Below are 23,037 nucleotides of genomic sequence, written 5' to 3'. Positions count from 1 at the left end.
TTATTGAAGTGTTGAGGTCCTCCTCAACACTATTCAAAAACTTACAGGAGGAATTAGAATGAACCTCATTTTAATGGGACTACCTGGTGCCGGTAAAGGTACTCAGGCAGAACGTATCGTTGCTGAATACGGTCTTCCTCATATTTCAACAGGCGATATGTTTCGGGCTGCAATGGCGAACGAAACAGAATTAGGCCTGAAAGCAAAATCTTACATGGATCAAGGCGCTTTGGTTCCAGATGAGGTCACCAACGGTATCGTCAAAGAGCGTTTAGCTGAACCAGACACAGAGAAAGGCTTCTTATTGGATGGCTTTCCGCGGACTTTGGAACAAGCTGAAGCATTGGACGAAATGTTGAAAGACCTAAACAAAAAACTAGATGCTGTCATTGATATTCATGTTCCTGAAGAAGTTCTCGTAGAACGTTTAGCCGGCCGCTTCATGTGCCGCAATTGTGGGGCAACTTATCATAAATTGTTCAATCCGCCAAAAGTGGAAGGAACATGTGATCGTTGTGGAAGTCATGACTTCTACCAACGTGAAGATGATAAGCCTGAGACGGTCAAAAATCGTCTAGCTGTCAATATCAAAAGCAGTGAACCAATCTTAGCTTATTACAAAGAAAAAGGTTTATTGCAGTCGATTGATGGTGATCGCGACATCGATGCTGTATTTAAAGATGTTAAAAACATCATTGACTAATCATAGATTGCCCGTCACCGACTTGCAGCTACAAAACTTTCTCTTGAAACCTTTGACAGAGTATGATAAAATATGTCAGTCCGCCTTCTACTGTTATTAAGTAGAAGCATAGTTTGAGAATATCAGGTGGGAACCCCGTTTCCGCCATTTTATCGTGTGAAAATCACAAGTACAAGGAGGTACTGTGCGTGGCAAAAGAAGATATGATTGAAGTCGAAGGTACAGTCGTCGAAACTTTGCCGAATGCAATGTTTAAAGTCGAATTGGAAAACGGACACCAAGTTCTAGCGACCGTTTCTGGTAAGATCCGGATGCACTACATTCGTATATTACCTGGAGACAAAGTGACGGTTGAATTATCACCGTATGACCTGAACCGTGGCCGCATTACTTATCGCTTTAAATAATTGTACTCCGTAAAACCACAGGAGGTATTATCATGAAAGTAAGACCATCAGTAAAACCAATGTGCGAACATTGTAAAGTAATTCGTCGTAAAGGACGCGTTATGGTGATTTGCCCAGCAAATCCAAAACATAAACAACGTCAAGGATAATCGGAGGTGTAACAAATATGGCTCGTATTGCAGGAGTAGATATTCCTCGTGATAAACGTGTGGTCGTTTCACTTACTTATATCTATGGTATTGGTAACACGACTGCAAAACAAATTTTAGCAAACGCTGGCGTTTCTGAAGAAGTTCGTGTTCGTGATCTAACGAATGAACAAACAGATGCTATCCGTGCTGAAGTTGATAAATTAAAAGTTGAAGGTGACCTTCGTCGTGAAGTGAACTTGAACATCAAACGTTTGATGGAAATCGGTTCATACCGTGGTATCCGTCATCGCCGTGGATTGCCAGTTCGTGGACAAAACACGAAAAACAATGCACGTACTCGTAAAGGCCCGTCTAAAACAGTCGCAGGCAAGAAAAAATAATTCCTAAGTGAAGGAGGTTAAAACTTCATGGCAGCAAAAAAAGTGAGTCGTAAACGCCGTGTGAAAAAGAATATTGAAGCGGGTATTGCACATATTCACTCAACATTCAATAATACAATCATTATGATCACTGATACTCATGGGAATGCATTAGCATGGTCATCAGCTGGTTCATTAGGTTTCAAAGGAAGCAAAAAATCTACTCCTTTTGCCGCTCAAATGGCAGCAGAAACAGCTACCAAAGCAGCAATGGAACACGGATTAAGAACTGTAGAAGTAACAGTTAAAGGACCTGGTTCTGGACGTGAAGCAGCAATTCGTTCATTACAAGCAGCAGGTTTGGAAGTGACTGCAATCCGTGACGTGACTCCAGTCCCTCATAATGGATGCCGCCCTCCAAAACGCCGTCGTGTTTAATGAGTGCTGCTCATTTTGAGTGTAACAATTACGTCATTGAACAAGACACTTTTCGTTTTGAAAGGGGTAAAAGATAAGAATGATTGAATTCGAAAAACCAAGAATCGCAAAGATTGATGAAGAAAAAGATTATGGCAAGTTCATCGTTGAGCCTCTTGAAAGAGGATACGGAACTACTTTAGGAAATTCCTTACGTCGTATTTTATTATCTTCTTTACCTGGTGCAGCAATCACCAATATTCAAATCGATGGAGTTTTACACGAATTCTCAACTGTTAAGGGCGTTCGGGAAGACGTTGCTCAAATCATCTTGAATATCAAAGGTCTTGCATTAAAAATGTACGGGGATGAAGAAAAAACCCTGGAAATCGATATTACAGGACCTGCTACAGTAACTGCTGGCGATATCATCGTAGACAGTGATGTAGAAATCCTTAACAAAGATATGTATATCTGCAACGTTTCTGAAGGAGCTTCATTCCATGCTCGCTTAACTGTGAAACCTGGACGCGGCTACGTTCAAGCAGATGAAAATAAAAAAGAAGACATGCCAATCGGTGTTCTTCCAGTCGATTCAATCTATACACCAGTACGTCGTGTGAACTACCAAGTAGAAAATACTCGTGTTGGTCGTCGTGATGATTTTGACAAATTAACGATGGAAATATGGACTGATGGCTCAATTGAACCATTGGAAGCAATGAGTTTAGCTGCAAAAATCATGACCGAACATTTAGACATCTTTGTAAACCTAACGGACGAAGCGAAAAACGCTGAGATCATGGTGGAAAAAGAAGAAACACAAAAAGAAAAAATGTTGGAAATGACGATTGAAGAATTAGACTTGTCTGTTCGTTCATACAACTGTCTAAAACGTGCAGGAATCAATACTGTACAAGAATTGACTAATAAATCTGAACCAGAAATGATTAAAGTACGGAACTTAGGCCGTAAATCTCTTGAAGAGGTCAAAGTGAAATTACACGATCTTGGTTTAGGACTACGTAAAGACGATTAATACGTCTTCGATTACGTTAGTTTCGGCTCGTCTGATCGAGACGACATACGAAAGTGAAGGAGGGAAACCACGTGAGTTATCGTAAACTAGGACGCACATCTAGCCAACGTAAAGCGATGTTGCGTGATTTAACAACTGATTTATTCATTAACGAACGCATCGTTACGACTGAAGCTCGTGCGAAAGAAGTTCGTTCAACTGCAGAAAAAATGATCACTTTAGGTAAACGTGGTGATTTGCATGCACGTCGCCAAGCTGCCGCATTTGTTCGTAATGAAGTTGCTAGCGTTCGTGAAGAAAACGAAGAAGTAGTTATTGAATCAGCTTTGCAAAAATTATTCAATGACATCGCTCCTCGTTACACAGATCGCCAAGGTGGCTACACTCGCATCTTGAAAACAGAACCAAGACGCGGAGATGCTGCACCAATGGTTATCCTAGAACTTGTTTAAAATCACACTTATCATCACTTTATAGATGTTTATTAAGAGTGTTATGATGTTGGAAGAAACTTTCCGAGTCTAGCTCAGCGCCTACACCTCGATGTATTTCGAGGTGTACGCACTCATCATAAAGTGCTTTTTTTTTACTTTCGATGATCTGTCTTGACAGGTCATGGCAAGTGAAAACAAAGTTCTGTTTGGAAATCTCATCGGAATGATTGAAAATAACTTACTTTTTTGGTAGTGTAAGTAAGAATTAACTGGAATGAAGGAGTATATCATGAAGCCGATCATTGAATTGAATGCTATCACCGTTCGTTATACCGAAGAAGATCGTCCGGCGTTGAAGAATGTCTCTTTGTCCATTGAGCAAGGAGAATGGGTTGCGCTTATCGGTCATAACGGTTCAGGAAAATCGACCTTGGCCAAAACGATCAACGGTTTGATTTTACCGCAAGAAGGAAGCGTTGCAGTGGGAGACATGCTGCTTAATGAAGAAAATATTTGGAATATCCGTAAAATGGTCGGAATGGTTTTTCAAAATCCCGACAATCAATTTGTCGGTTCAACTGTAGAAGATGATGTGGCATTTGGTCTAGAGAACCAAGGGATTCCTCGTGACGAAATGGTGATCAGAGTCAAAAATGCTCTAGAACAAGTCCGGATGGAAGAATTTGCAACACGAGAACCAGCCAGACTTTCTGGGGGACAAAAACAGCGAGTAGCCATCGCTGGTGTTGTGGCATTACGTCCCGATATCATCATTTTAGATGAGGCAACTAGTATGCTTGATCCTGAAGGAAGAGAAGAAGTTATTTCAACGATCAAGAAAATCAAGGAAGAAAATAATTTAACTGTTCTGTCAATCACCCATGATATTGATGAGGCAGCCAATGCCAATCGGGTCATGGTCATGCGCCAAGGAGAACTGGTTCGTGAAGGGACGCCGGCAGAAATCTTTTCGGCTGGCCCAGAATTGATCGAATTGGGTCTAGATTTGCCTTTTCCAGAAAAATTGAAGGCAGCTTTGAAGCAGCGCGGCATCTCTGTGCCTGCAGCGTACTTGACAGAGGAAGGAATGGTGGATTGGCTATGGACATCCGTTTTGAAAAAGTAGCATTTACTTATCAACCGCATTCCCCATTTGAGCAACGCGTGTTATTCGATATTGATCTCGAAATCAAAGAAGGCTCGTATACAGCATTGGTGGGTCACACTGGTAGTGGCAAATCAACATTACTACAACACTTGAATGCATTATTAAAGCCAACAGCGGGCAAAGTGACGATTGGTGATCGCGTGATCACTCCTGAAACTGATAATAAGAATTTAAAACCATTGCGTAAAAAAGTAGGAATCGTCTTTCAATTTCCTGAATCGCAATTGTTTGAAGAAACTGTGGCTCGAGATATCGCTTTTGGTCCCCAAAATTTTGGTGTGAGTGAAGAAGCGGCAGCTGAATTAGCGAAAGAGTACATTAAACTCGTTGGTTTAGATGAAAGCTTTCTTGAACGTTCCCCATTTGATCTCTCAGGAGGACAGATGCGCCGAGTAGCCATTGCCGGGGTCTTAGCAATGGAACCGGAAGTATTGGTATTAGATGAGCCGACAGCGGGTTTAGATCCACAAGGACGCAAAGAAATGATGGAGATGTTCCAGCGACTCCATCAAGAGAAAAATATGACCATCATCTTAGTGACCCATTTGATGGATGATGTGGCTAATTTTGCAGATTATGTCTATGTATTAGAAAAAGGACGAATCGTTAAAGAGGGTGCACCGAAGAATGTTTTTCAAGATATCGAATGGCTACAAGAAAAACAATTAGGCGTACCAACAGCAACTGCTTTTGCAGCGTTGTTGCAAGCGAAAGGGTTGCATTTCGAACACTTGCCATTGACAGCAGAAGAACTTGCGGATCAACTGGTAGCAAAGGAGGCGACCGCAAATGATGAATAAACTAATCTTTGGCCGCTTTATTCCAGGAGATTCCTTTATCCATAAACTCGATCCACGGGTGAAATTACTTGCCAGTTTTTATTTTATTGGAATCATTTTTTTGGCAAACAATTGGCAGAGCTATCTTTTGGCAGCTGTTTTTACGCTATTTAGCATTTTTCTTTCCAAAATTGATTTGGGTTTTTTCGTTCGTGGTGTTCGCCCGTTGATCTGGCTGATTTTATTCACTGTAGCATTGCAGATTCTCTTTACGACGGGTGGAGAAGTCTATTGGTCCTGGTGGATCTTCAATATTACCGAATTTGGTTTGCAGAATGGTGCGTTCATTTTTTGCCGTTTTGTTTTGATTATTTTTATGTCGACATTGCTGACGTTGACGACACCACCTTTGGAGTTGTCAGATGCAATCGAATATATATTACGCCCATTAAAAGCCATCCGATTTCCCGTGCATGAAATTTCTTTGATGCTGTCGATCGCACTTCGCTTTGTGCCGACATTAATGGATGAGACTGAGAAAATTATGAATGCCCAGCGTGCCCGCGGAGTCGATTTCGGAGAAGGCGGGTTGTTGCAAAAGATGAAAGCTATCGTCCCATTGCTGATCCCTTTGTTTGTCAGCAGTTTTAACCGGGCAGAGGACCTAGCTACAGCCATGGAGGCTAGAGGCTATCAAGGCGGTGAAGGGCGGACCAAGTATCGGATTCTTCACTGGCACAACCGCGACACACTCGTAGTGTTGGTCTTTGTGCTCTTTACAGTAGGTTTAGTATTATTAAGAGGATAAAAGTAAATGTCTGGGGAGTGCAATCGGCTCCTCAGATTTTTTTGAGAAAATGAAAGCAGGTGAGAAGATGGTACGTTATAAAGCAACGATTGCTTACGATGGCACCAATTTCCAAGGATTTCAGCGCCAACCCAATGGACGCACAGTACAAGAAGAAATCGAAAAAACATTGACTCGCATGAACAATGGACAAGCAGTCCAAATCCACGGTTCAGGACGGACCGATGCGGGTGTCCATGCTTTAGGTCAAGTGATTCATTTTGACTTTGACGAACGTCCATTAGAAAAAATGCGCTTTGGACTTGATACACAAACACCGGAAGATATTGCTGTGAAACAGGTGGAAATCGTCGATGAACACTTTCACGCCCGCTATCTTGTGCGGGAGAAGACCTATCAATTTCGCGTAGATATCGGCAAACCACGAAGCCCTTTTCGTAGATATTACGCAAGCTATTACCCGTATCCGTTGGACCTAATGAAAATCCAGCAAGCTTTACCCGATTTATTAGGTACGCATGATTTTACCAGTTTTTGTGCCACTGGCAGCTCCGTAGAAGATAAAGTCCGGACGATTCACCAAGCTAGTATGGAAGTGAATGAGGCCGGAGACGAACTACTCTTTACCTTTCGAGGCGATGGCTTCTTATATAAAATGATCCGCATCATGGTCGGAACCCTGTTGAAGATCGGTAATGGACGCTTACCAGCAGATAGCATTCCCGCCATTATTGCCCAAAAAGACCGCAATGCCGCTGGACCTACTGCTCATCCGGAAGGGTTGTATTTGGTTCGCGTAGCCTATGAATAAAAGAGAACTAAAAGAAAGAAGCGCCTCCTAAGGTTCGATTCGTATCGATCCGTTGGGGGGCGCTTCTTTTCGCAGCTGACTGCTATTGTGGCAGATAAAGAAGGTATCGATTGCTCTCATCTGCCTGGCTTGTCTGTGGGTGTGTGTTCTATCTCAGCTGCTACTTTTCTTTGATAGAAATAGCGGAACAAAATAAAGAGCAGTAGGCAGCTAAAGAATAAAATGACTCCGATCACAAAACCTTGCGGTAAATAAGTCAGTTCAAGATGGTGGGTACCGCTTGGGATCTTCACACTGATAAACGCATCTTGGAAAGCGTCAATAGCGATAGGTTTGCCATCCAGTTTGGCAGACCAGCCCTTGTCATAAGGAATCGTAGTGATAAGCTGCTGTTCTTTCTCAGTAGTGATATCGGCTTCGGCATTTTGTTTGCCGACAGTCATCGCAACACCTCTCTCTTGAATGGCATCGATTGCCCGTTGAAAGGCGGTAGTGTCTAATGTCACCACCTGTGGGTTTTGGAAAGAAATTGACTGAGTGCCATAGAAACTTGCCGTAAACTGCACGGTCGTTGCCGTATCATAGTAGCCTAGATCATAATATTGACCATTGATTCCAATTTGACTTTCCCGCTGTTCCCCGTTCACAGTGATCGTAGCTGTAGAACTCTCTAATTCACCGAAGTTTGCCGGATACAGACTAAGATAGGCTTGGGAATGAGCAGGTACTTCTACTTGCCAAGTAATCTCTTTCGCCACATTGCTTTCTTGCTCTTGGAATGTCGTGTACATGCCATTTTCAGTGATATCGGTGTTTTTGCTGTGAATGACAGTGATCGGTTGAAAATCAAAATAGTTTTGTTCAATGTTTGCCAAACCGTTGATCAAATTCTTCTGGCTGGTTAGATTGTCGTTGGCAGGCTGTTGGATCTTATTGATCGAAGGCTCTGCTAACATGGCAAGGGGAAGAGCGTTGCTATTTTGATAAAGCTTGTAGTCTCCAGCTTCTCCTACGCGTTCAAAACCGTATTTTGTTAAGTTTTGTTTGCTAATATTGTATTTGATGCCGGTGAAAGCATCCATTAGCAATGTATTATTCGGATAACGGATATTAAGATTCGTTCCTCTTGAACGAAAACCTAATTTATCTAAGTAACTAGAGGAGTTGCGGTTGCGGATTGAAGAAAACATGCTGACACCGCTGTAACCATAGTTGATACTGTCATTGGAAGAAACGGGATCCAGATTTTCCAAACGGAAAAAGGTCTCATTGTCTTTATCGGCTTGATCCACCAATTGCTTGATTGAAGGATAAGGATCAGTGAACAGACTTCGAGAGGCGTAATTCCAATCATTTAAGATTCCGCGAACCATCCCACTCGTGTTGATCGCCATTTCACCGCAAACGAAAACCAACAAGAGAAGTGCCACTTTCTTTTTAGTTAGCATACCAAGTTGACCGAAACCGATACACAGCAAGTAAAGGGCAAAGAAAACAATCGTTAACGCAAAAGAGGCTGTGGTGACGAATTCATACGAGTTTCCTCCCAGTCCATAAGAAAGTGCAAAGAGAGCAATCGTAGATAGTCCGACAATCACAAACAGACCTCGGTCTTTTTGCTGCAGCTGTTCCCAACCATAACCAGCCAAAAGAATCACTAGAAAGGAGAACAAATAGGCATAGCGGAACAAGAACATGTTTGGGGCATGCATCCCATGCCAGAAGAGATTCAAGGGAACGATATAGAAACTGGCGATCAAAATGCTAAACAATCCAGCATATAGCAGTTTATCTTTTAAAGGAATTCTCTTAGAAACAAAGTATAAAATACAAAGTAGTAATGGCAGTAGGCCAATATAAATAAACGGGATCGAACCGTATTTAGTTGTATCATATACGCCAATCATATTTTTCATTACAAGATCGAAAACACCAGTAGCTTCTGTCTTGAACTTCGTGATAGTGGACAATTCTTCCCCATTTGAACGTAAATCAAGTACAGCAGGCAAAATGATGATCATGGAAGCCCCACCGGCTAATAAAGAAGTGATGCCGTAAGGGATGATTGCTTTCTTGTTTTGCTTCCAATCGCGACCTAATTGCACGAATAGATACAAGACGGAGAACACTCCGATCATGAATCCCATATAAAAACTTGAGATAAATAACAGTAGGTAACTGACAAACAGAAGAGTCGGTTTTTTTTGTTGCAAGAGCCGATCAATCCCTAGAATCACTAATGGCAGGTAAATAAGTGCATCTAGCCACATGATCAATTCGGAGTGAGCAGTGATAAAGGACATCAACGCATAGCAGACAGCAAGCGTAACATGATGCCACCGTTGGATTTTAAATGTTTGACTCGCGTAAAACCAAAATGCGAGTCCGGCGCTGCCGATTTTCAAAAGTGTCAGCACATAGAGCGTATCTGGCATCAATTGATTGGGAAACAATAAAACCAGCGGCGTAAAAAGACCGCCTAAATAGTAAGAGATCAGTGCAAGATAGTTCAACCCTAAAGAGGCATTCCAAGTATAGAAGATACTCTGCTTGCCTAATAAGACATTACGAAAACTGGCATGGAAATTCGAAAATTGCGAAAAGGCATCGCTCGCTAAGACACTGCGGCTGCTGCCGGGATAGATTCCGATCGTTAAATAAATGACTGCCATAATCAGTAACGGCAGCAGAAAACTGGCGGTCATATAAGGCCAATGTTGTTTGATGAATGATTTGATAGTAGCCAAGAATAGTCACCTAATCCTTATGAATTTTTTATTAGTGTACCATAATTCAAAGGATTAAAAAAACAATGTCATTAGCTGTTTAAAGAAAAAACAAAGGACATAAGAAAGGAAAGGAGGAATGAAACGGAAGACAACAAAAAAGACCGCTCGCAAGAACGGCCGAAAATGTGTGGTTAAGATTATACGCGCTCAACTTTTCCAGATTTCAAAGCACGAGTTGACACCCAAACTTTTTTAGGTTTTCCGTCAATCATAACGCGAACTTTTTGCAAGTTAGGTTTCACAGTACGTTTTGTCGCATTCATTGCGTGTGAACGGTTGTTTCCACTTGTAGTTTTACGTCCAGTAAAGTAACAAACTTTAGCCATGTGGTTATTTCCTCCTTTGCCTTGATGTTGGAGCGCTATTTCAGCTCATACCATCTGAATTTATCATAGAAAGTTAGAAAATGCAAGGGTAATTTTCAAGAAAGATTGACTTTTAGCAGTAAACATTGTAAATTAAACAAGGTCAGAATACAAGAATATCTGATGCCAAGCCCCTTTTCATAAGTCACATCCTTTTATTTGACTAGCAGCTATGATAAAATGTGAGAGAAGAAAGATGGGAATATCCCGCTTAAGGAGGCTATATTATGGCTGTAAAAATCAAAACCTCATCAGGTATTATTGAAATCAGCAACGAGGTCATCGCCACAGTTGTCGGTGGCGCAGCAACAGATGTGTTTGGTATTGTGGGCATGGCCAGCAAGAAACAGATCAAGGACAACATCAATGAAATTTTACGCAAAGAAAACTATTCTCGCGGTGTCGTTGTTCGTCAAGAAGAAAACGGTATTGCAGTGGATGTCTACACGATCGTTAGCTATGGTACAAAAATTTCTGAAGTTTCCCGCAATGTGCAAGAAAAAGTGAAATATAATCTTGAAACAATGCTAGGCGTTTCAGCAAATTCAGTGAATGTTTTTGTCCAAGGTGTACGTGTACTGCCAGATTAGGCAAGTGATCCGCTTGCGGCGGATGATTTTAAGGAGGATTATCAGTGAAGGTAACGAATATCAGTGCAGGTCAGTTTCAAGAGATGGTGCAGGCAGGCGCGGCTCGTCTACAAGTAAATGCAGAGTTTGTCAATTCATTGAATGTATTTCCAGTACCTGATGGAGATACAGGAACGAATATGAATTTATCAATGACAAGCGGTGCTAAAGCAGTAGCAGATGCCACTTCAGAAAAAGTGGGCGATCTTGCCACAACTCTTTCAAAAGGACTACTAATGGGCGCACGAGGAAACTCAGGCGTCATTTTGTCTCAATTGTTCCGTGGATTTGCTAAAGCGATCCCCACGGTCGAAACATTAACTGCGCCAGAATTGGCACAAGCCTTTACACATGGGGTCGAAACCGCCTATAAAGCAGTCATGAAACCCGTAGAAGGAACGATTCTGACAGTAGCACGTATCGCTGCAGAATACGGTGAGAAAAAAGCACAAACTAGTGATGACTGTGTAGAAGTCATGAAAGCAGTCGTTCACGGAGCAAAACGTGCGCTAGCCAAAACACCAGATCTATTGCCAGTCTTGAAAGAAGTTGGTGTAGTCGATAGTGGTGGCCAAGGATTATTGTTCATTTATGAAGGGTTCTTAAATGCACTGACTGGAGAATATCAAGCCAATGAGGTCTATGAACCAACACCAGCAGCAATGGATGAAATGGTCAATGCCGAACATCATCGCAGCGTTCAAGGACAAATGGCTACAGAAGACATCAAATTCGGTTATTGTACAGAGATCATGGTCAAAATTGGTGAAGGACCAACAGTGGACAGTACGTTTGATTATGAAACATTCCGAAATTATCTAAACGAACTTGGAGATTCTCTTTTAGTCGTCAATGACGATGAGATTATCAAAGTCCATGTACACACAGAACATCCAGGTGAAGTCATGAACTATGGCCAAAAATTTGGTTCTTTGATCAAGATCAAGGTGGATAATATGCGTGTACAGCATGAAACAATTCTGGAGCACGATCAACCCTCTGCTGCAGTGAAACGTCCGCGTACACCTTATGCAATCATTGCTATCGCAGCCGGTGATGGATTAAATAAACTATTTACCAGCTTAGGTGCAAGCTATGTGATCAGCGGTGGTCAAACGATGAATCCAAGCACGGAAGACATCGTGACTGCTATCAATGAAGTGAACGCAGATCAGGTTATCGTCTTACCAAACAATAAGAATATTTTTATGGCTGCACAACAAGCAGCAGAAGTATCGGACATCCCAGTCGCTGTTGTTGAGACCCGTACGATTTCACAAGGGATGACAGCAATGTTGGCCTTCAATGAACAAGCAACGTTAGCGGAAAATCAACAAGCGATGACTGAAATCTTGTCAAGTGTTGTCAGTGGTTCGGTGACACACGCGATTCGTAATACAGCGATCGATGGAATTGAAATCACAGAAGGTGATTTCTTGGGAATGGTTGATGGGAAAATCGTGGTTTCTGTACCCGATTGTTTCTCTGCTTCCATGGATACATTGCAGAAGATGATTTCAGATGAAACAGAAATCGTTACGATTATTATCGGCGAAGAAGGAAAAGCAAAAGAAGCAGCAAAAATCGAAGCAGCATTGACAGAAATCTATCCGGAGATCGAAGTGGAGATCCATCAAGGAGATCAACCTGTTTATCCGTATCTTTTCTCGGCTGAATAAAACTTGAAAGCAGACGGGGCAAAAGTCGCAGGGCGATTTTTGTTTCCGTCTCTTTTTTGATTGATAGAGAAACAGCCTGTTTTTGCTCATCTTTTTTCATTCAAATTCTTCGTAATTTAAACAGAGAAGAGTAAAATAAAGAAAGCAATCTGCAAACAACTAGTTTTGAGGAGGGAAGAAATGCTTGATCAGCCAATCACTGTTTTGTCTGGTGTCGGAGAAAAGCGAGCAAAAGATCTCGCAGCGCTTGGAATCCAGACAATCGAAGATTTATTGCGATATTACCCCTTTCGCTACGAAGATATTCAAGAGCGTCAATTGAACGAGATACAAGATCAAGAAAAAGTCACGATCAAAGGAATCGTTGTTTCCCCGGCTGTTGTAAATCGTTTTGGTTACAAAAAGAGTCGGCTGCAGTTTCGAATGATGCAAGATCATGATGTATTCAATGTTTCCTTTTTTAATCAGCCCTATTTAAAAGATAAAGTTGTTTTGTCTGAAGAAATCGCGGTTTACGGGAAATGGGATGCGAAACGGAAATCACTAGCTGGGATGAAGATTCTTGGCAGCAAGAAGCCAGGTGATTTCGCTCCTATCTATCATGTAAACAAATCGGTACGGCAAAGCGTGCTGGTTGACTTGATCAGGCAGGCATTTGAATCATACGGAGACCAGATCGAGGAAATCTTACCTCTAACTTTAACGGAGAAATATCGGTTATTGGATCGCCAGACTGCTATGCGAGCTATGCACTTTCCAAAAGATCCGCAAGAAAGTCATCAAGCAAAGCGGCGAATCATCTTTGAAGAGTTCTTCCTATTTCAAATGCAGATCCAAGGATTGAAAATTTCCGAAAAGGCTGAAAAGAACGGCTTAGCCATTGACTATGATGTTCAGCGGTTAAAAGCTTTCACCCAGACACTGCCTTTCGAATTGACTGCTGCTCAAAAGCGAGTCACCAACGAGATCTGTCATGACCTCAAAAGTCCGCAACATATGCAGCGACTGCTGCAAGGAGATGTCGGTAGCGGCAAAACAGTTGTGGCTGCTATCGCACTGTACGCCACTATGACAGCTGGCTTTCAAGGGGCGTTAATGGTACCAACTGAGATTCTGGCACAACAACATTTGGAAAGCCTTAACCAGTTATTTGATCCGCTAGAAGTGACAACGGCACTGCTGACAGGGTCCACCAAGACAAAGGAACGGCGAGTGATCTTGGAGCAATTGGCTGCAGGTGAGATCGATATTGTCGTAGGGACGCATGCGTTGATCCAAGAAGGGGTCAATTTTGCCCGTCTAGGTTTAGTCATCACAGATGAGCAGCATCGCTTTGGTGTCAATCAGCGAAAAATATTGCGAGAAAAAGGATATTTGCCGGATGTTTTGTTCATGACGGCGACGCCGATACCACGAACCTTGGCCATCACGGCCTATGGTGAGATGGATGTTTCCATCATCGATGAGATGCCAGCTGGCCGGATTCCGGTCGAAACGCGTTGGGTACGACCACCTCAATTGGAATCTGTGCTGGACTGGGCTCGTCAGGAATTAGCGAAAGGACATCAAATGTATGTGATCTGTCCGCTGATTGAAGAATCAGAAATGTTAGATGTCAAGAATGCTACGGAGATTTACGAGCAGCTGCAGGCTTATTTTGCCCCTAACTACCAAGTGGGCATTCTCCACGGCAAAATGAAAAATATAGAAAAAGACGCGATCATGGAAGAGTTCAAGGACAACCAGTTACAGATCTTGGTATCAACGACAGTTATTGAAGTAGGGGTAAATGTACCCAATGCGACAGTCATGTTGATTATTGATGCAGATCGTTTTGGGTTAGCTCAGTTGCACCAGTTGCGGGGGCGTGTCGGCCGTGGTGCAGATGCTTCTTACTGTATTTTGGTGGCAAATCCCAAAAATGAAACCGGAATAGAGCGGATGAAAATCATGACTGAAACCACCAATGGCTTTGTCGTCAGTGAAAAAGATCTGCAATTGCGAGGTCCCGGGGAAGTCTTTGGTAATCGTCAATCAGGTTTACCTGAATTCGCCGCAGCCGATTTAGTAGCCGATGCCCATATTCTTGAAGTTGCACAAGTAGAAGCAACTCAAATCTGGCAGAAGCACCAATGGCAGATTTTACCGGAGTATCAAGCGCTAGCCGATTATTTAGCAGCAGAAAAACGAGACAATCAATTTTTTGATTAAAGAATATGGTATACTAACTTGGAAAAATGAAGGGAGTGGCGTATGTCATGAAAATTGCCGTAGATGCCATGGGTGGCGATAACGCACCAAAAGCGATCGTTGAAGGCGTCATGTTAGCAAAAAAAGAATATCCAGAAATCGAATTTCTATTATACGGAAAAGAAGATGAAATCAGAAAATATGTGACAGACGAAAGTCAGCTTACAATCATTCATACCGATGAAAAAATCAACAGTGATGATGAACCTGTTAAAGCGATCCGCCGCAAAAAGAACGCATCGATGGTCTTAGCAGCCCAAGCGGTCAAAGAAGGTCAAGCGGATGCCATTTTCTCTGCTGGAAATACCGGTGCTTTGTTAGCTGCAGGTTTGTTTATCGTAGGTCGTATCAAAGGAATCGAACGTCCTGGCTTAATGTCGACGATGCCTGTACTTGGGAAAGAAACTGGCTTTGATATGCTGGATCTAGGAGCGAATGCTGACAATAAAGCAGAACATCTCGTTCAATATGCTGTGTTAGGTTCTTTTTACGCTCAAAAAGTCCGAGGCATTCAACAACCGCGAGTAGGGTTGCTAAACAATGGGACGGAAGAGACCAAAGGCAGCGAGTTAACCAAAAAAGCGTTTGAATTGTTGACCAAAGAATCATCGATTCACTTTATCGGAAATGTTGAAGCTAGGGAACTTTTGAACGGTGCAGCGGATGTTGTGGTCACAGATGGATTCACTGGGAACGCCGTCTTGAAATCCATTGAAGGAACCGCATTGAATATGATGTCGTTATTGAAACAATCCATCATGAATTCCGGAACCAAAGGGAAATTAGGGGCTTTATTATTGAAAGATGCCTTGCGCAATTTAAAAAATGAGATGGATTATGCCAAACACGGAGGGGCTGTCTTGTTTGGTCTGAAAGCACCAGTGATCAAAACACATGGAGCGACTGGACCAGATGCCGTGGCAGCAACCATCAAACAAATCTATACCATGTTGCAGGCAGATGTGGTTCCTCAATTGGTGGCTCATTTTGAAGAAACACCTAAGCATGAAGAGCCAACGCAATGAGACTGCAATCATTGTAATGAAAATGCAAAAAAGGACTAGACAAATTTGCATGTAAGCAGTACAATGTTTGTTAGCCATTCTATGTTTTGTGCGAACGCGTGGAGGTGAAGGCAATTGACGCGAGAAGAAGTATTCAAGAAAGTTGCAGTAGTGATCGCAAACCATTTTGAGATCGATGCAGATAAAGTAACGGATACAATGAGTATTAAAGACGACTTAAATGCTGATTCAATCAGTGTGATGGAATTCGTCTTAGAATTAGAAGATGAATTTGGTACGGAGATTTCTGATGAAGATGCCGAACAGATTGAAACAGTCGGCGGAGCAGTTGATTATATTTCAAGCCATCTTGCTTAAGACAGATACAGGAGCTGAGTCATAGATGACCCAGCTCTTTCTTTATCAGAATTTGTTTAATAACCATTCGTTTCTCGAAAAAAAGTGCCTTTTCTTTGCACCATCCTGAAAAAATGTAAATGGAATGTAAGTATTCTGAAAATTCAGTATCTTAAAAATTTATAGACTTGCAATCTAGTGAGTGATTCTATATAATTATTAAGAAAATATTACACGATGTTAAGAAAGCATTTGGAATTTGACTTATAATTCCTACTTTTTTACATTAGAGGGCACTTCATCTTATAAAAAAGAGAGGGGTATTCGATTGTCAACTGATAATCAATTACTAGATGTTCAAAACCTACATACAGGTTTTCGTATTAAAGATGATTACTATGACGCTGTAGACGGTGTTTCTTTTACGTTGGAACGCAATGAGATTTTAGCGATCGTAGGCGAATCCGGATGTGGAAAAAGTACCTTAGCTACAACGATTATGGGATTGCATGATCCAAACAATACCAAAATCACCGGTGAAATCTTATACAAAGACTTGAATTTGTCAAACTTAAATGAAACACTTTACAACAAAATTCGCGGGAACGACATTGGGATGATTTTCCAAGATCCATTGTCCGCTTTGAACCCACTCATGCGTATTGAAGACCAAATCAAAGAAGGTTTATCTTATCATACAAATATGAATGCGGAACAGAGACAAGCCCGGGCCCTTGAATTACTAGATCAAGTAGGAATTCCAAATCCAGCACGGGTGGGTCGCCAGTATCCCCACGAATTATCCGGTGGGATGCGGCAACGGGTGATCATTGCCATTGCCATCGCATGCAAACCGCCAATTGTTATTGCTGATGAGCCAACCACTGCATTGGATGTAACCATCCAAGCACAGATCCTAGATTTGTTGAAAGATTTGCAGGCTGAAACACAAACGGGAATCATTTTGATCACCCATGACTTAGGTGTAGTGGCAGAAATGGCTGATCGTGTAGCCGTTATGTATGGCGGTCAGTTTGTTGAAGTTGCCACAGCGGAAGAGTTGTTTGCAAATCCAAAACACCCTTATACACGCTCTTTGCTGAACTCAATTCCACAAGAAGATTCTCAAGACAGTGAACTGCACGTGATTGAAGGCGTCGTTCCTTCATTGAAAAACATGCCAAGAACTGGTTGCCGTTTTGCTGCTCGTATCCCTTGGATCCCAGCTAGTGACCACGAAGAAAATCCTGTCCTGCATGAAGTTGCACCAGATCATTTAGTTCGCTGTACTTGCTATAAGCATTTTCATTTTAGAGACGAAGAAGGAGAAGTGTAGATGTCAGAATTAATCACAATCAAAGATCTGAAAGTCCACTATCCGATTCGCAGCGGTTTTTTCAACCGCGTAACGGACTATGTCTATGCTGTTGACGGTGTGGATTTCATCATCGAAAAGGGAAAAACTTACGGTCTGGTAGGAGAATCAGGCTCTGGAAAATCAACAACAGGGAAAGCAATCGTTGGCTTGGAAAAGATTACCAGCGGTGAAGTCATTTACGAAGGACAAGATGTCACAAAGCGCTCTGTCCGCAAAAAAATGAATTACAACAAGGATGTTCAAATGATTTTTCAAGATTCTATGTCAAGTCTGAATCCTAAAAAGCGGGTAGTGGATATTATTGCTGAACCGCTACGGAATTTTGAACGTTTGAGTGACCAAGAAGAAAAACAACGGGTGAAACGGCTTTTGGATATCGTTGGGATGCCAGAAGATGCTTTATACAAATACCCTCATGAATTCTCTGGTGGACAGAGACAACGTTTGGGGGTTGCCCGCGCAGTGGCATCGAACCCTAAATTGATCGTTGCTGATGAACCTGTTTCTGCATTGGACCTGTCTGTACAGGCACAGGTGCTCAACTTTATGAAACGAATCCAACAAGAGTTTGGCTTAAGTTTCTTATTCATCTCTCATGACTTGGGTGTTGTGAAACACATGTGCGACAATATCGCCATCATGTATAAAGGTCGTTTTGTTGAAATCGGTACACGCCAAGATATTTATCAAGATCCGCGTCATATTTATACGAAGCGGTTATTGTCAGCTATTCCTCAAATTGATGTGAAAAATCGTGAGGCGCATAAAGAAAACCGCCGTCGGGTAGAGTTGGAATATGTCACTCACCAAAAAGATTACTATGATGAAACAGGTCGTGTTTATGACCTTAGAACCATCACAGAAACACATCAAGTCGCTTTGAAAAATGGGGGTGCTGAATAATGTGGAAAACAATTCTACGTCGTTTGATATTAATGATCCCGCAAGTCATTATTTTGAGTGTCTTAATTTTCTTGATTGCACAAGCAATGCCCGGGGATCCATTTACAGGATTGATTAATCCGAACCAAGATCCAGCAGTTATTGAACGGATGCGGGAAGCAGCCGGATTGAATGATCCTTGGTATACACAATATTTCCGTTGGATCGGAAATGCACTTAAAGGAGATTTTGGTCAAAGTTTTATCTATAAACTACCAGTAGCAACATTACTTTCAGGACGGATCAGCAACACATTGTGGCTATCTTTGTTAACAGTTATCTTAACGTATGTGATCGCGATTCCTTTAGGAATGTTGGCTGGACGTTACCAAAATTCGATTTTAGATAAAGTCGTTGTCGTGTATAACTTCTTTAGTTTTGCGGTACCATTGTTTATCTTTGCATTGATTGCACTGTTTATCTTTGGTTATCGTTTAGGTTGGTTCCCAACTGGGGGGTCTGTAGCACCAGGCGTAACGGGAATGGCTGAGTTTTGGAGCCGTCTGTATCATCTGATCTTACCGGCTATCACTTCTGCGCTATTAGGTACCGCTGTGACAATCCAGTATCTGCGGAGTGAAGTGATTGATTCCAAATCATTGGATTTCGTGCGAACTGCTCGTTCGAAAGGGGTGCCAACTAGTAAAGTCTTCTCACGTCACGTGTTCCGAAATGCATCCTTGCCGATCGCATCTCAAATGGGGTATGAGATCACTTCATTGATCGCTGGTTCAGTGGTCATTGAAAAAATCTTTGCTTACCCAGGTGTCGGAAAATTATTTATCGATAGTATTGTACAGCGGGATTATGCCGTGATCACTTCGTTGACTTTGATATTAGGTCTGGCGACATTGATCGGTACATTGCTATCAGACATCATTATGAGTATTGTTGATCCAAGAATCAGAATCCAGTAGGAGGGGATAAACGTGTCTGAAAAGAAAGAAAAAGTGTTAAAACAAGAAAGTATCCCACCTATGGGATTACAAATGATTTTTCGTGAATTTTTAAAAGACAAGATCGCTATTTTTTCGTTGGTCTTGTTGGTAGCAGTACTGCTTTTCGTATTCATCGGCTCGGCAGTCATTGATCAAAGCCAAGTCATGCATGTAAGTATTCTAGATAAATATGCTGCACCAGGAGCAGTCTCACCAAATGGCGGCACCTACCTATTAGGGGCGGATGAAGGTGGCCGTGATGTTTGGGGACAATTGATCATTGGAGCGCGTAATTCGATTTTGATTGGGTTTTCCATCACGATCATTACATCGATCGTCGGAGTTGGCTTGGGGATCATTTCAGGTTACTATGGCGGGTTGATTGATAATATCTTGATGCGTATCGTCGATTTTGTCATGATCTTACCGATCATGTTGATCATTATCGTTATTGTTTCGATCATACCTCGCTACAATGTTTGGACGTTTATCTGGGTCATGAGTGCCTTTTATTGGGTCGGAAAAGCGAGACTCTTCCGCAGTAAGACCCTTTCTGAAGGGCGCCGAGATTATGTGAGTGCGTCAAAAACATTAGGGACCAATGATTTTGTGATCATGTTTCGCGAAATCATGCCGAACTTAAGCTCATTGATCATCACCAACTTGACGATGAACTTTGCAGCAAATATCGGTATCGAAACAACTCTAACGTTCTTGGGCTTTGGTCTGCCAACGAATGTTCCAAGTTTGGGAACATTGATTGGGTACGCCAGCAGCGGTGATGTGCTGGTCAACAGACAATGGATATGGTTACCCGCGTCAATATTGATTTTAGTATTGATGTTGAGTATAAACTACGTTGGTCAGGCATTTAAGCGTTCAGCCGATGCACGTCAACGACTAGGTTAAAACAAGGAGGATACAGGATGAAGAAAAATATTTTTGGTATGGTCACACTTTTGTCAGTCTTAGCATTGGCAGCTTGTGGCGGCAATAGTGGCGGAACAGATTCATCAGGCGGCAGCAACTCAGCAACTGAAACAGAAGATATTAGCTCTATGCCGGTTGAAGTCAAAAATGACGCAGAAGCAATCAAAGGCGGTACATTGGACGTCGCAGTAGTTATGGATACACAATTCCAAGGTTTGTTCCAAACTGAATTTTATCAAGACAATTATGATTCTCAGTTCATGCAACCAAGTAATGAAAGTTTATTCTTAACAGATGCTGATTTTCGAATTGTTGATGGTGGGGCTGCAAATCTTAAATTAGATGAAGATAATAACACAGCAACGATTACATTACGCGACAATTTGAAATGGTCAGACGGCGAAGATGTAACAGCAGATGACGTGATTTTCTCCTATGAAGTGATCGGTAACAAAGATTACACAGGAATCCGTTATGACAACAACTTTACAAATATTGTTGGGATGGAAGATTACCACGATGGCAAATCTGACACAATCTCAGGAATCACAAAAGAAAGCGACAAAGTCGTTAAAATTCAATACAAAGAAGTTCACCCTGGTATGATGCAAGCAGGCGGCGGTATCTGGTCTTCTGCTTTACCAAAACATGCGTTTGAAGGTATTGCAGTCAAAGATATGGAATCAAGTGATCCTGTTCGTAAAACACCAATCGTTTTCGGACCTTACGTAATGTCAAACATCGTAGCCGGTGAATCTGTAGAATACGTACCAAATGAGTATTACTACGGTGGCAAACCTAAAATGGATAAATTGTCATTTAAAGCAGTTCCAGCAGCTTCAATCGTAGAAGGTTTAAAAGCGAAGCAATATGATTTAGCATTGTCAATGCCAACAGATACTTACCCAACTTACAAAGATGCAGATGGCTACCAAATCTTGGGCCGTCCTGAGCAAGCTTATACGTATATTGGATTTAAGTTAGGTACTTGGGATGATAAAGAAGGAAAAGTTAACTACAATCCTGAATCAAAAATGGCGGACAAATCATTGCGTCAAGCAATGGGTTACGCACTAGATAATGATGCTGTCGGTAGCCGTTTCTATAATGGCCTACGTTCAAATGCGACAACATTGATCCCACCGGTATTTGGAACATTGCACGATACAGAAGTTAAAGGTTACACACAAGATATCGACAAAGCAAACAAATTGTTAGACGATGCTGGTTACAAAGATGTTGACGGCGACGGCATGCGTGAAGACAAAAACGGTGAAAAATTAACCATCAATTTTGCTTCAATGTCAGGTGGCGAAACAGCTCAACCATTGGCTGATTACTACATCCAACAATGGAATGAAATCGGCTTAGATGTGAAATACACAACTGGTCGTTTGATTGATTTCCAAGCATTCTATGATAAATTGAAAAATGATGATCCTGAAATCGATGTGTATCAAGGTGCATGGGGAACAGGTTCAGATCCTTCACCAACCGGACTTTATGGACCAAACTCAGCATTTAACTACACTCGTTTTGAATCTGATGAAAATACGAAGCTATTAAAAGCAATCGACTCTAAAGATTCATTTGATGAAGCAAAACGTAAAGAAGCATTTGATGCATGGCAAGAATACGCTGCGGATGAAGCATTTGTTATTCCTTCGCTTTACCGTAACCAAGTATTACCAGTATCTAATCGCGTCAAAGATTTCACATGGGCATATGATGCAGATCACAATCCATGGGCAACAGTTTCTGTAACAGCAGAATCTCGCTAATTTAGGAAAAGACGTTCTTTCGGGAACGTCTTTTTTTATTTTGTTCGCGGCAAAATCAATAAAAAACAATGAATCAGTCATGGAAACAAAGAGCAGGAGAATAAACGGTTAAAATTTTTTTATGGAGGCTTCAAGTTTTTGGACGAAACATTTCATAATTAGCCAAAAACCAGTATAATAGGGAAGTGTCGATAAACTAATGAAGGAATGTGGCAAATGAATACACAGCTAATGAACGAATTAAAAGAGGATTACGGCATTGTCTTCCATGATGTAGATTTACTCGAACAAGCGTTTACGCATTCATCTTATGTGAATGAGCATCGCAATTTGCACCTATCCGATAATGAGCGCCTAGAATTTCTAGGAGATGCTGTTTTAGAATTGATCGTCTCACGGTATTTGTACCGTGAACTGCCGGACCTTCCTGAAGGGAAGTTGACAAAGCTGCGGGCAGCAATCGTTCGCGAAGATAGCTTATCAATGTTTGCCAAAGATTGCCGTTTTGATCAATATATTCGGTTAGGCAAAGGAGAGGAAAACTCTGGCGGACGTAAGCGTCCCTCATTGTTATGCGATCTTTTTGAAGCTTTTTTAGGTGCGTTGTACTTGGATCAAGGTTTGGAGAGCGTCGACGGTTTCTTGACGGCTGTTGTTTTTCCAAAAGTAAAAGCAGGTGCTTTTTCCCATGAGATGGATCACAAGACCCGATTGCAGGAAGTCTTGCAGCGATCTGGCGATGTGTCCATCAACTATCGTTTAACGAAAGAAGAAGGTCCTGCCCACGAACGAATCTTTTGGACAGAAGTCTATTGTGACGATGTGCTGATTGGCGAGGGGCAAGGAAAATCAAAGAAATTATCAGAGCAAGCAGCGGCAGAAAATGCCTTAGCAAGTCTTGATCAATAAGAAAGGAAT

The 23,037-nt window shown here is 41.8% G+C and carries 24 protein-coding genes; 22 read left to right on the top strand and 2 right to left on the bottom strand.

Annotated elements, in window-relative coordinates; all coding sequences use genetic code 11:
• The first annotated feature begins 58 nt into the window (after positions 1–58).
• From AB5Z52_RS03085 to truA, 11 genes are all read left to right on the top strand, one after another.
• On the top strand, positions 59–703 hold the full coding sequence (locus AB5Z52_RS03085) for an adenylate kinase (RefSeq protein ID WP_003128018.1): 645 nt from the start codon (positions 59–61) through the stop codon (positions 701–703).
• A gap of 188 nt (positions 704–891) precedes the next feature.
• Complete coding sequence (infA, locus tag AB5Z52_RS03080; RefSeq protein WP_002288695.1) at positions 892–1,110, top strand: translation initiation factor IF-1; 219 nt, start codon at positions 892–894, stop codon at positions 1,108–1,110.
• A 32-nt stretch (positions 1,111–1,142) separates the two neighbouring features.
• Positions 1,143–1,259, top strand: a complete 117-nt coding sequence (rpmJ, locus tag AB5Z52_RS03075; protein ID WP_002288710.1) for a 50S ribosomal protein L36 — start codon at positions 1,143–1,145, stop codon at positions 1,257–1,259.
• A 17-nt stretch (positions 1,260–1,276) separates the two neighbouring features.
• Entirely contained in the window at positions 1,277–1,642 is a 366-nt protein-coding gene (rpsM, locus tag AB5Z52_RS03070; protein ID WP_003128035.1) for a 30S ribosomal protein S13, read from the top strand.
• A gap of 27 nt (positions 1,643–1,669) precedes the next feature.
• Positions 1,670–2,059, top strand: coding sequence for a 30S ribosomal protein S11 (rpsK, locus tag AB5Z52_RS03065; RefSeq protein ID WP_003128036.1), 390 nt, complete (start codon positions 1,670–1,672; stop codon positions 2,057–2,059).
• A 79-nt stretch (positions 2,060–2,138) separates the two neighbouring features.
• Entirely contained in the window at positions 2,139–3,077 is a 939-nt protein-coding gene (locus tag AB5Z52_RS03060) for a DNA-directed RNA polymerase subunit alpha (RefSeq protein ID WP_003128037.1), read from the top strand.
• 71 nt (positions 3,078–3,148) lie between these two features.
• Complete coding sequence (rplQ, locus tag AB5Z52_RS03055; RefSeq protein ID WP_003128038.1) at positions 3,149–3,529, top strand: 50S ribosomal protein L17; 381 nt, start codon at positions 3,149–3,151, stop codon at positions 3,527–3,529.
• 271 nt (positions 3,530–3,800) lie between these two features.
• Entirely contained in the window at positions 3,801–4,637 is an 837-nt protein-coding gene (locus AB5Z52_RS03050; RefSeq protein ID WP_003128039.1) for an energy-coupling factor ABC transporter ATP-binding protein, read from the top strand.
• Entirely contained in the window at positions 4,613–5,479 is an 867-nt protein-coding gene (locus AB5Z52_RS03045; RefSeq protein WP_005470033.1) for an energy-coupling factor ABC transporter ATP-binding protein, read from the top strand. The genes AB5Z52_RS03050 and AB5Z52_RS03045 overlap by 25 nt, the downstream gene beginning before the upstream one ends.
• Entirely contained in the window at positions 5,469–6,266 is a 798-nt protein-coding gene (locus AB5Z52_RS03040) for an energy-coupling factor transporter transmembrane protein EcfT (protein WP_003128042.1), read from the top strand. The genes AB5Z52_RS03045 and AB5Z52_RS03040 overlap by 11 nt, the downstream gene beginning before the upstream one ends.
• Before the next feature lie 67 nt (positions 6,267–6,333).
• Positions 6,334–7,077 (top strand): tRNA pseudouridine(38-40) synthase TruA, encoded by a 744-nt coding sequence (gene truA / locus AB5Z52_RS03035; protein WP_003128043.1) that lies wholly within the window; start codon positions 6,334–6,336, stop codon positions 7,075–7,077.
• 116 nt (positions 7,078–7,193) lie between these two features.
• Here truA and AB5Z52_RS03030 read toward each other — a convergent pair whose 3' ends face one another.
• Both AB5Z52_RS03030 and rpmB read right to left on the bottom strand, forming a co-directional pair.
• A complete protein-coding gene (locus AB5Z52_RS03030; protein WP_003128044.1) occupies positions 7,194–9,824 on the bottom strand; it encodes a YfhO family protein in 2,631 nt (876 codons plus the stop codon).
• Positions 9,825–10,003: 179 nt separating this feature from the next.
• A complete protein-coding gene (gene rpmB, locus AB5Z52_RS03025; RefSeq protein ID WP_003128045.1) occupies positions 10,004–10,192 on the bottom strand; it encodes a 50S ribosomal protein L28 in 189 nt (62 codons plus the stop codon).
• Positions 10,193–10,458: 266 nt separating this feature from the next.
• Between rpmB and AB5Z52_RS03020 the strand changes: the two genes are divergently transcribed.
• From AB5Z52_RS03020 to rnc, 11 genes are all read left to right on the top strand, one after another.
• Positions 10,459–10,821: an Asp23/Gls24 family envelope stress response protein gene (locus AB5Z52_RS03020; RefSeq protein ID WP_003128046.1), complete on the top strand. Its 363-nt coding sequence runs from the start codon at positions 10,459–10,461 to the stop codon at positions 10,819–10,821.
• A gap of 44 nt (positions 10,822–10,865) precedes the next feature.
• Positions 10,866–12,539 carry a DAK2 domain-containing protein gene (locus AB5Z52_RS03015; protein ID WP_003128047.1) on the top strand — a complete coding sequence of 558 codons (1,674 nt, stop codon included), beginning with the start codon at positions 10,866–10,868 and terminating at the stop codon, positions 12,537–12,539.
• A gap of 147 nt (positions 12,540–12,686) precedes the next feature.
• Positions 12,687–14,750: an ATP-dependent DNA helicase RecG gene (recG, locus tag AB5Z52_RS03010; protein ID WP_260617732.1), complete on the top strand. Its 2,064-nt coding sequence runs from the start codon at positions 12,687–12,689 to the stop codon at positions 14,748–14,750.
• Between the two features lie 47 nt (positions 14,751–14,797).
• The gene (plsX, locus tag AB5Z52_RS03005; RefSeq protein ID WP_003128049.1) at positions 14,798–15,814 is read left to right on the top strand and encodes a phosphate acyltransferase PlsX; all 1,017 of its coding nucleotides are present in this window, start codon (positions 14,798–14,800) and stop codon (positions 15,812–15,814) included.
• A 114-nt stretch (positions 15,815–15,928) separates the two neighbouring features.
• The gene (gene acpP / locus AB5Z52_RS03000; RefSeq protein ID WP_003128051.1) at positions 15,929–16,171 is read left to right on the top strand and encodes an acyl carrier protein; all 243 of its coding nucleotides are present in this window, start codon (positions 15,929–15,931) and stop codon (positions 16,169–16,171) included.
• A 307-nt stretch (positions 16,172–16,478) separates the two neighbouring features.
• On the top strand, positions 16,479–17,486 hold the full coding sequence (locus tag AB5Z52_RS02995; RefSeq protein WP_003128052.1) for an ABC transporter ATP-binding protein: 1,008 nt from the start codon (positions 16,479–16,481) through the stop codon (positions 17,484–17,486).
• Positions 17,487–18,431, top strand: a complete 945-nt coding sequence (locus AB5Z52_RS02990) for an ABC transporter ATP-binding protein (protein ID WP_003128053.1) — start codon at positions 17,487–17,489, stop codon at positions 18,429–18,431. It begins immediately after the preceding gene.
• On the top strand, positions 18,431–19,387 hold the full coding sequence (gene opp4B / locus AB5Z52_RS02985; protein WP_005470040.1) for an oligopeptide ABC transporter permease: 957 nt from the start codon (positions 18,431–18,433) through the stop codon (positions 19,385–19,387). The genes AB5Z52_RS02990 and opp4B overlap by 1 nt, the downstream gene beginning before the upstream one ends.
• A 12-nt stretch (positions 19,388–19,399) precedes the next feature.
• Positions 19,400–20,317 (top strand): ABC transporter permease, encoded by a 918-nt coding sequence (locus AB5Z52_RS02980; protein ID WP_003128055.1) that lies wholly within the window; start codon positions 19,400–19,402, stop codon positions 20,315–20,317.
• 17 nt (positions 20,318–20,334) lie between these two features.
• On the top strand, positions 20,335–22,119 hold the full coding sequence (locus AB5Z52_RS02975) for an oligopeptide ABC transporter substrate-binding protein (protein WP_137264694.1): 1,785 nt from the start codon (positions 20,335–20,337) through the stop codon (positions 22,117–22,119).
• A 216-nt stretch (positions 22,120–22,335) separates the two neighbouring features.
• Entirely contained in the window at positions 22,336–23,028 is a 693-nt protein-coding gene (gene rnc, locus AB5Z52_RS02970) for a ribonuclease III (protein ID WP_003128057.1), read from the top strand.
• The last annotated feature ends 9 nt before the right edge of the window (positions 23,029–23,037 follow it).

This window comes from Enterococcus sp. RTP21361st1_A6_RTP21361_211029, from assembly GCF_040910045.1.
Classification (GTDB): Bacteria; Bacillota; Bacilli; order Lactobacillales; family Enterococcaceae; genus Enterococcus_D; species Enterococcus_D gallinarum.
The sequence above is the reverse complement of the archived record's forward strand: the minus strand, read 5'-3'. Positions and strand labels throughout refer to the sequence as shown.

Bases quoted from the DNA above. Each gene is read 5' to 3' on its own strand.
- rpsM (WP_003128035.1), top strand. From the start codon at position 1,277: ATGGCTCGTATTGCAGGAGTAGATATTCCTCGTGATAAACGTGTGGTC.
- rpmB (WP_003128045.1), bottom strand. From the start codon at position 10,192: ATGGCTAAAGTTTGTTACTTTACTGGACGTAAAACTACAAGTGGAAAC.
- plsX (WP_003128049.1), top strand. From the start codon at position 14,798: ATGAAAATTGCCGTAGATGCCATGGGTGGCGATAACGCACCAAAAGCG.
- AB5Z52_RS03040 (WP_003128042.1), top strand. From the start codon at position 5,469: ATGATGAATAAACTAATCTTTGGCCGCTTTATTCCAGGAGATTCCTTT.
- AB5Z52_RS03020 (WP_003128046.1), top strand. From the start codon at position 10,459: ATGGCTGTAAAAATCAAAACCTCATCAGGTATTATTGAAATCAGCAAC.
- rpsK (WP_003128036.1), top strand. From the start codon at position 1,670: ATGGCAGCAAAAAAAGTGAGTCGTAAACGCCGTGTGAAAAAGAATATT.
- AB5Z52_RS03050 (WP_003128039.1), top strand. From the start codon at position 3,801: ATGAAGCCGATCATTGAATTGAATGCTATCACCGTTCGTTATACCGAA.
- AB5Z52_RS03060 (WP_003128037.1), top strand. From the start codon at position 2,139: ATGATTGAATTCGAAAAACCAAGAATCGCAAAGATTGATGAAGAAAAA.
- AB5Z52_RS03045 (WP_005470033.1), top strand. From the start codon at position 4,613: ATGGACATCCGTTTTGAAAAAGTAGCATTTACTTATCAACCGCATTCC.
- AB5Z52_RS02975 (WP_137264694.1), top strand. From the start codon at position 20,335: ATGAAGAAAAATATTTTTGGTATGGTCACACTTTTGTCAGTCTTAGCA.
- truA (WP_003128043.1), top strand. From the start codon at position 6,334: ATGGTACGTTATAAAGCAACGATTGCTTACGATGGCACCAATTTCCAA.
- AB5Z52_RS03085 (WP_003128018.1), top strand. From the start codon at position 59: ATGAACCTCATTTTAATGGGACTACCTGGTGCCGGTAAAGGTACTCAG.
- opp4B (WP_005470040.1), top strand. From the start codon at position 18,431: ATGTGGAAAACAATTCTACGTCGTTTGATATTAATGATCCCGCAAGTC.
- AB5Z52_RS02990 (WP_003128053.1), top strand. From the start codon at position 17,487: ATGTCAGAATTAATCACAATCAAAGATCTGAAAGTCCACTATCCGATT.
- rnc (WP_003128057.1), top strand. From the start codon at position 22,336: ATGAATACACAGCTAATGAACGAATTAAAAGAGGATTACGGCATTGTC.
- rpmJ (WP_002288710.1), top strand. From the start codon at position 1,143: ATGAAAGTAAGACCATCAGTAAAACCAATGTGCGAACATTGTAAAGTA.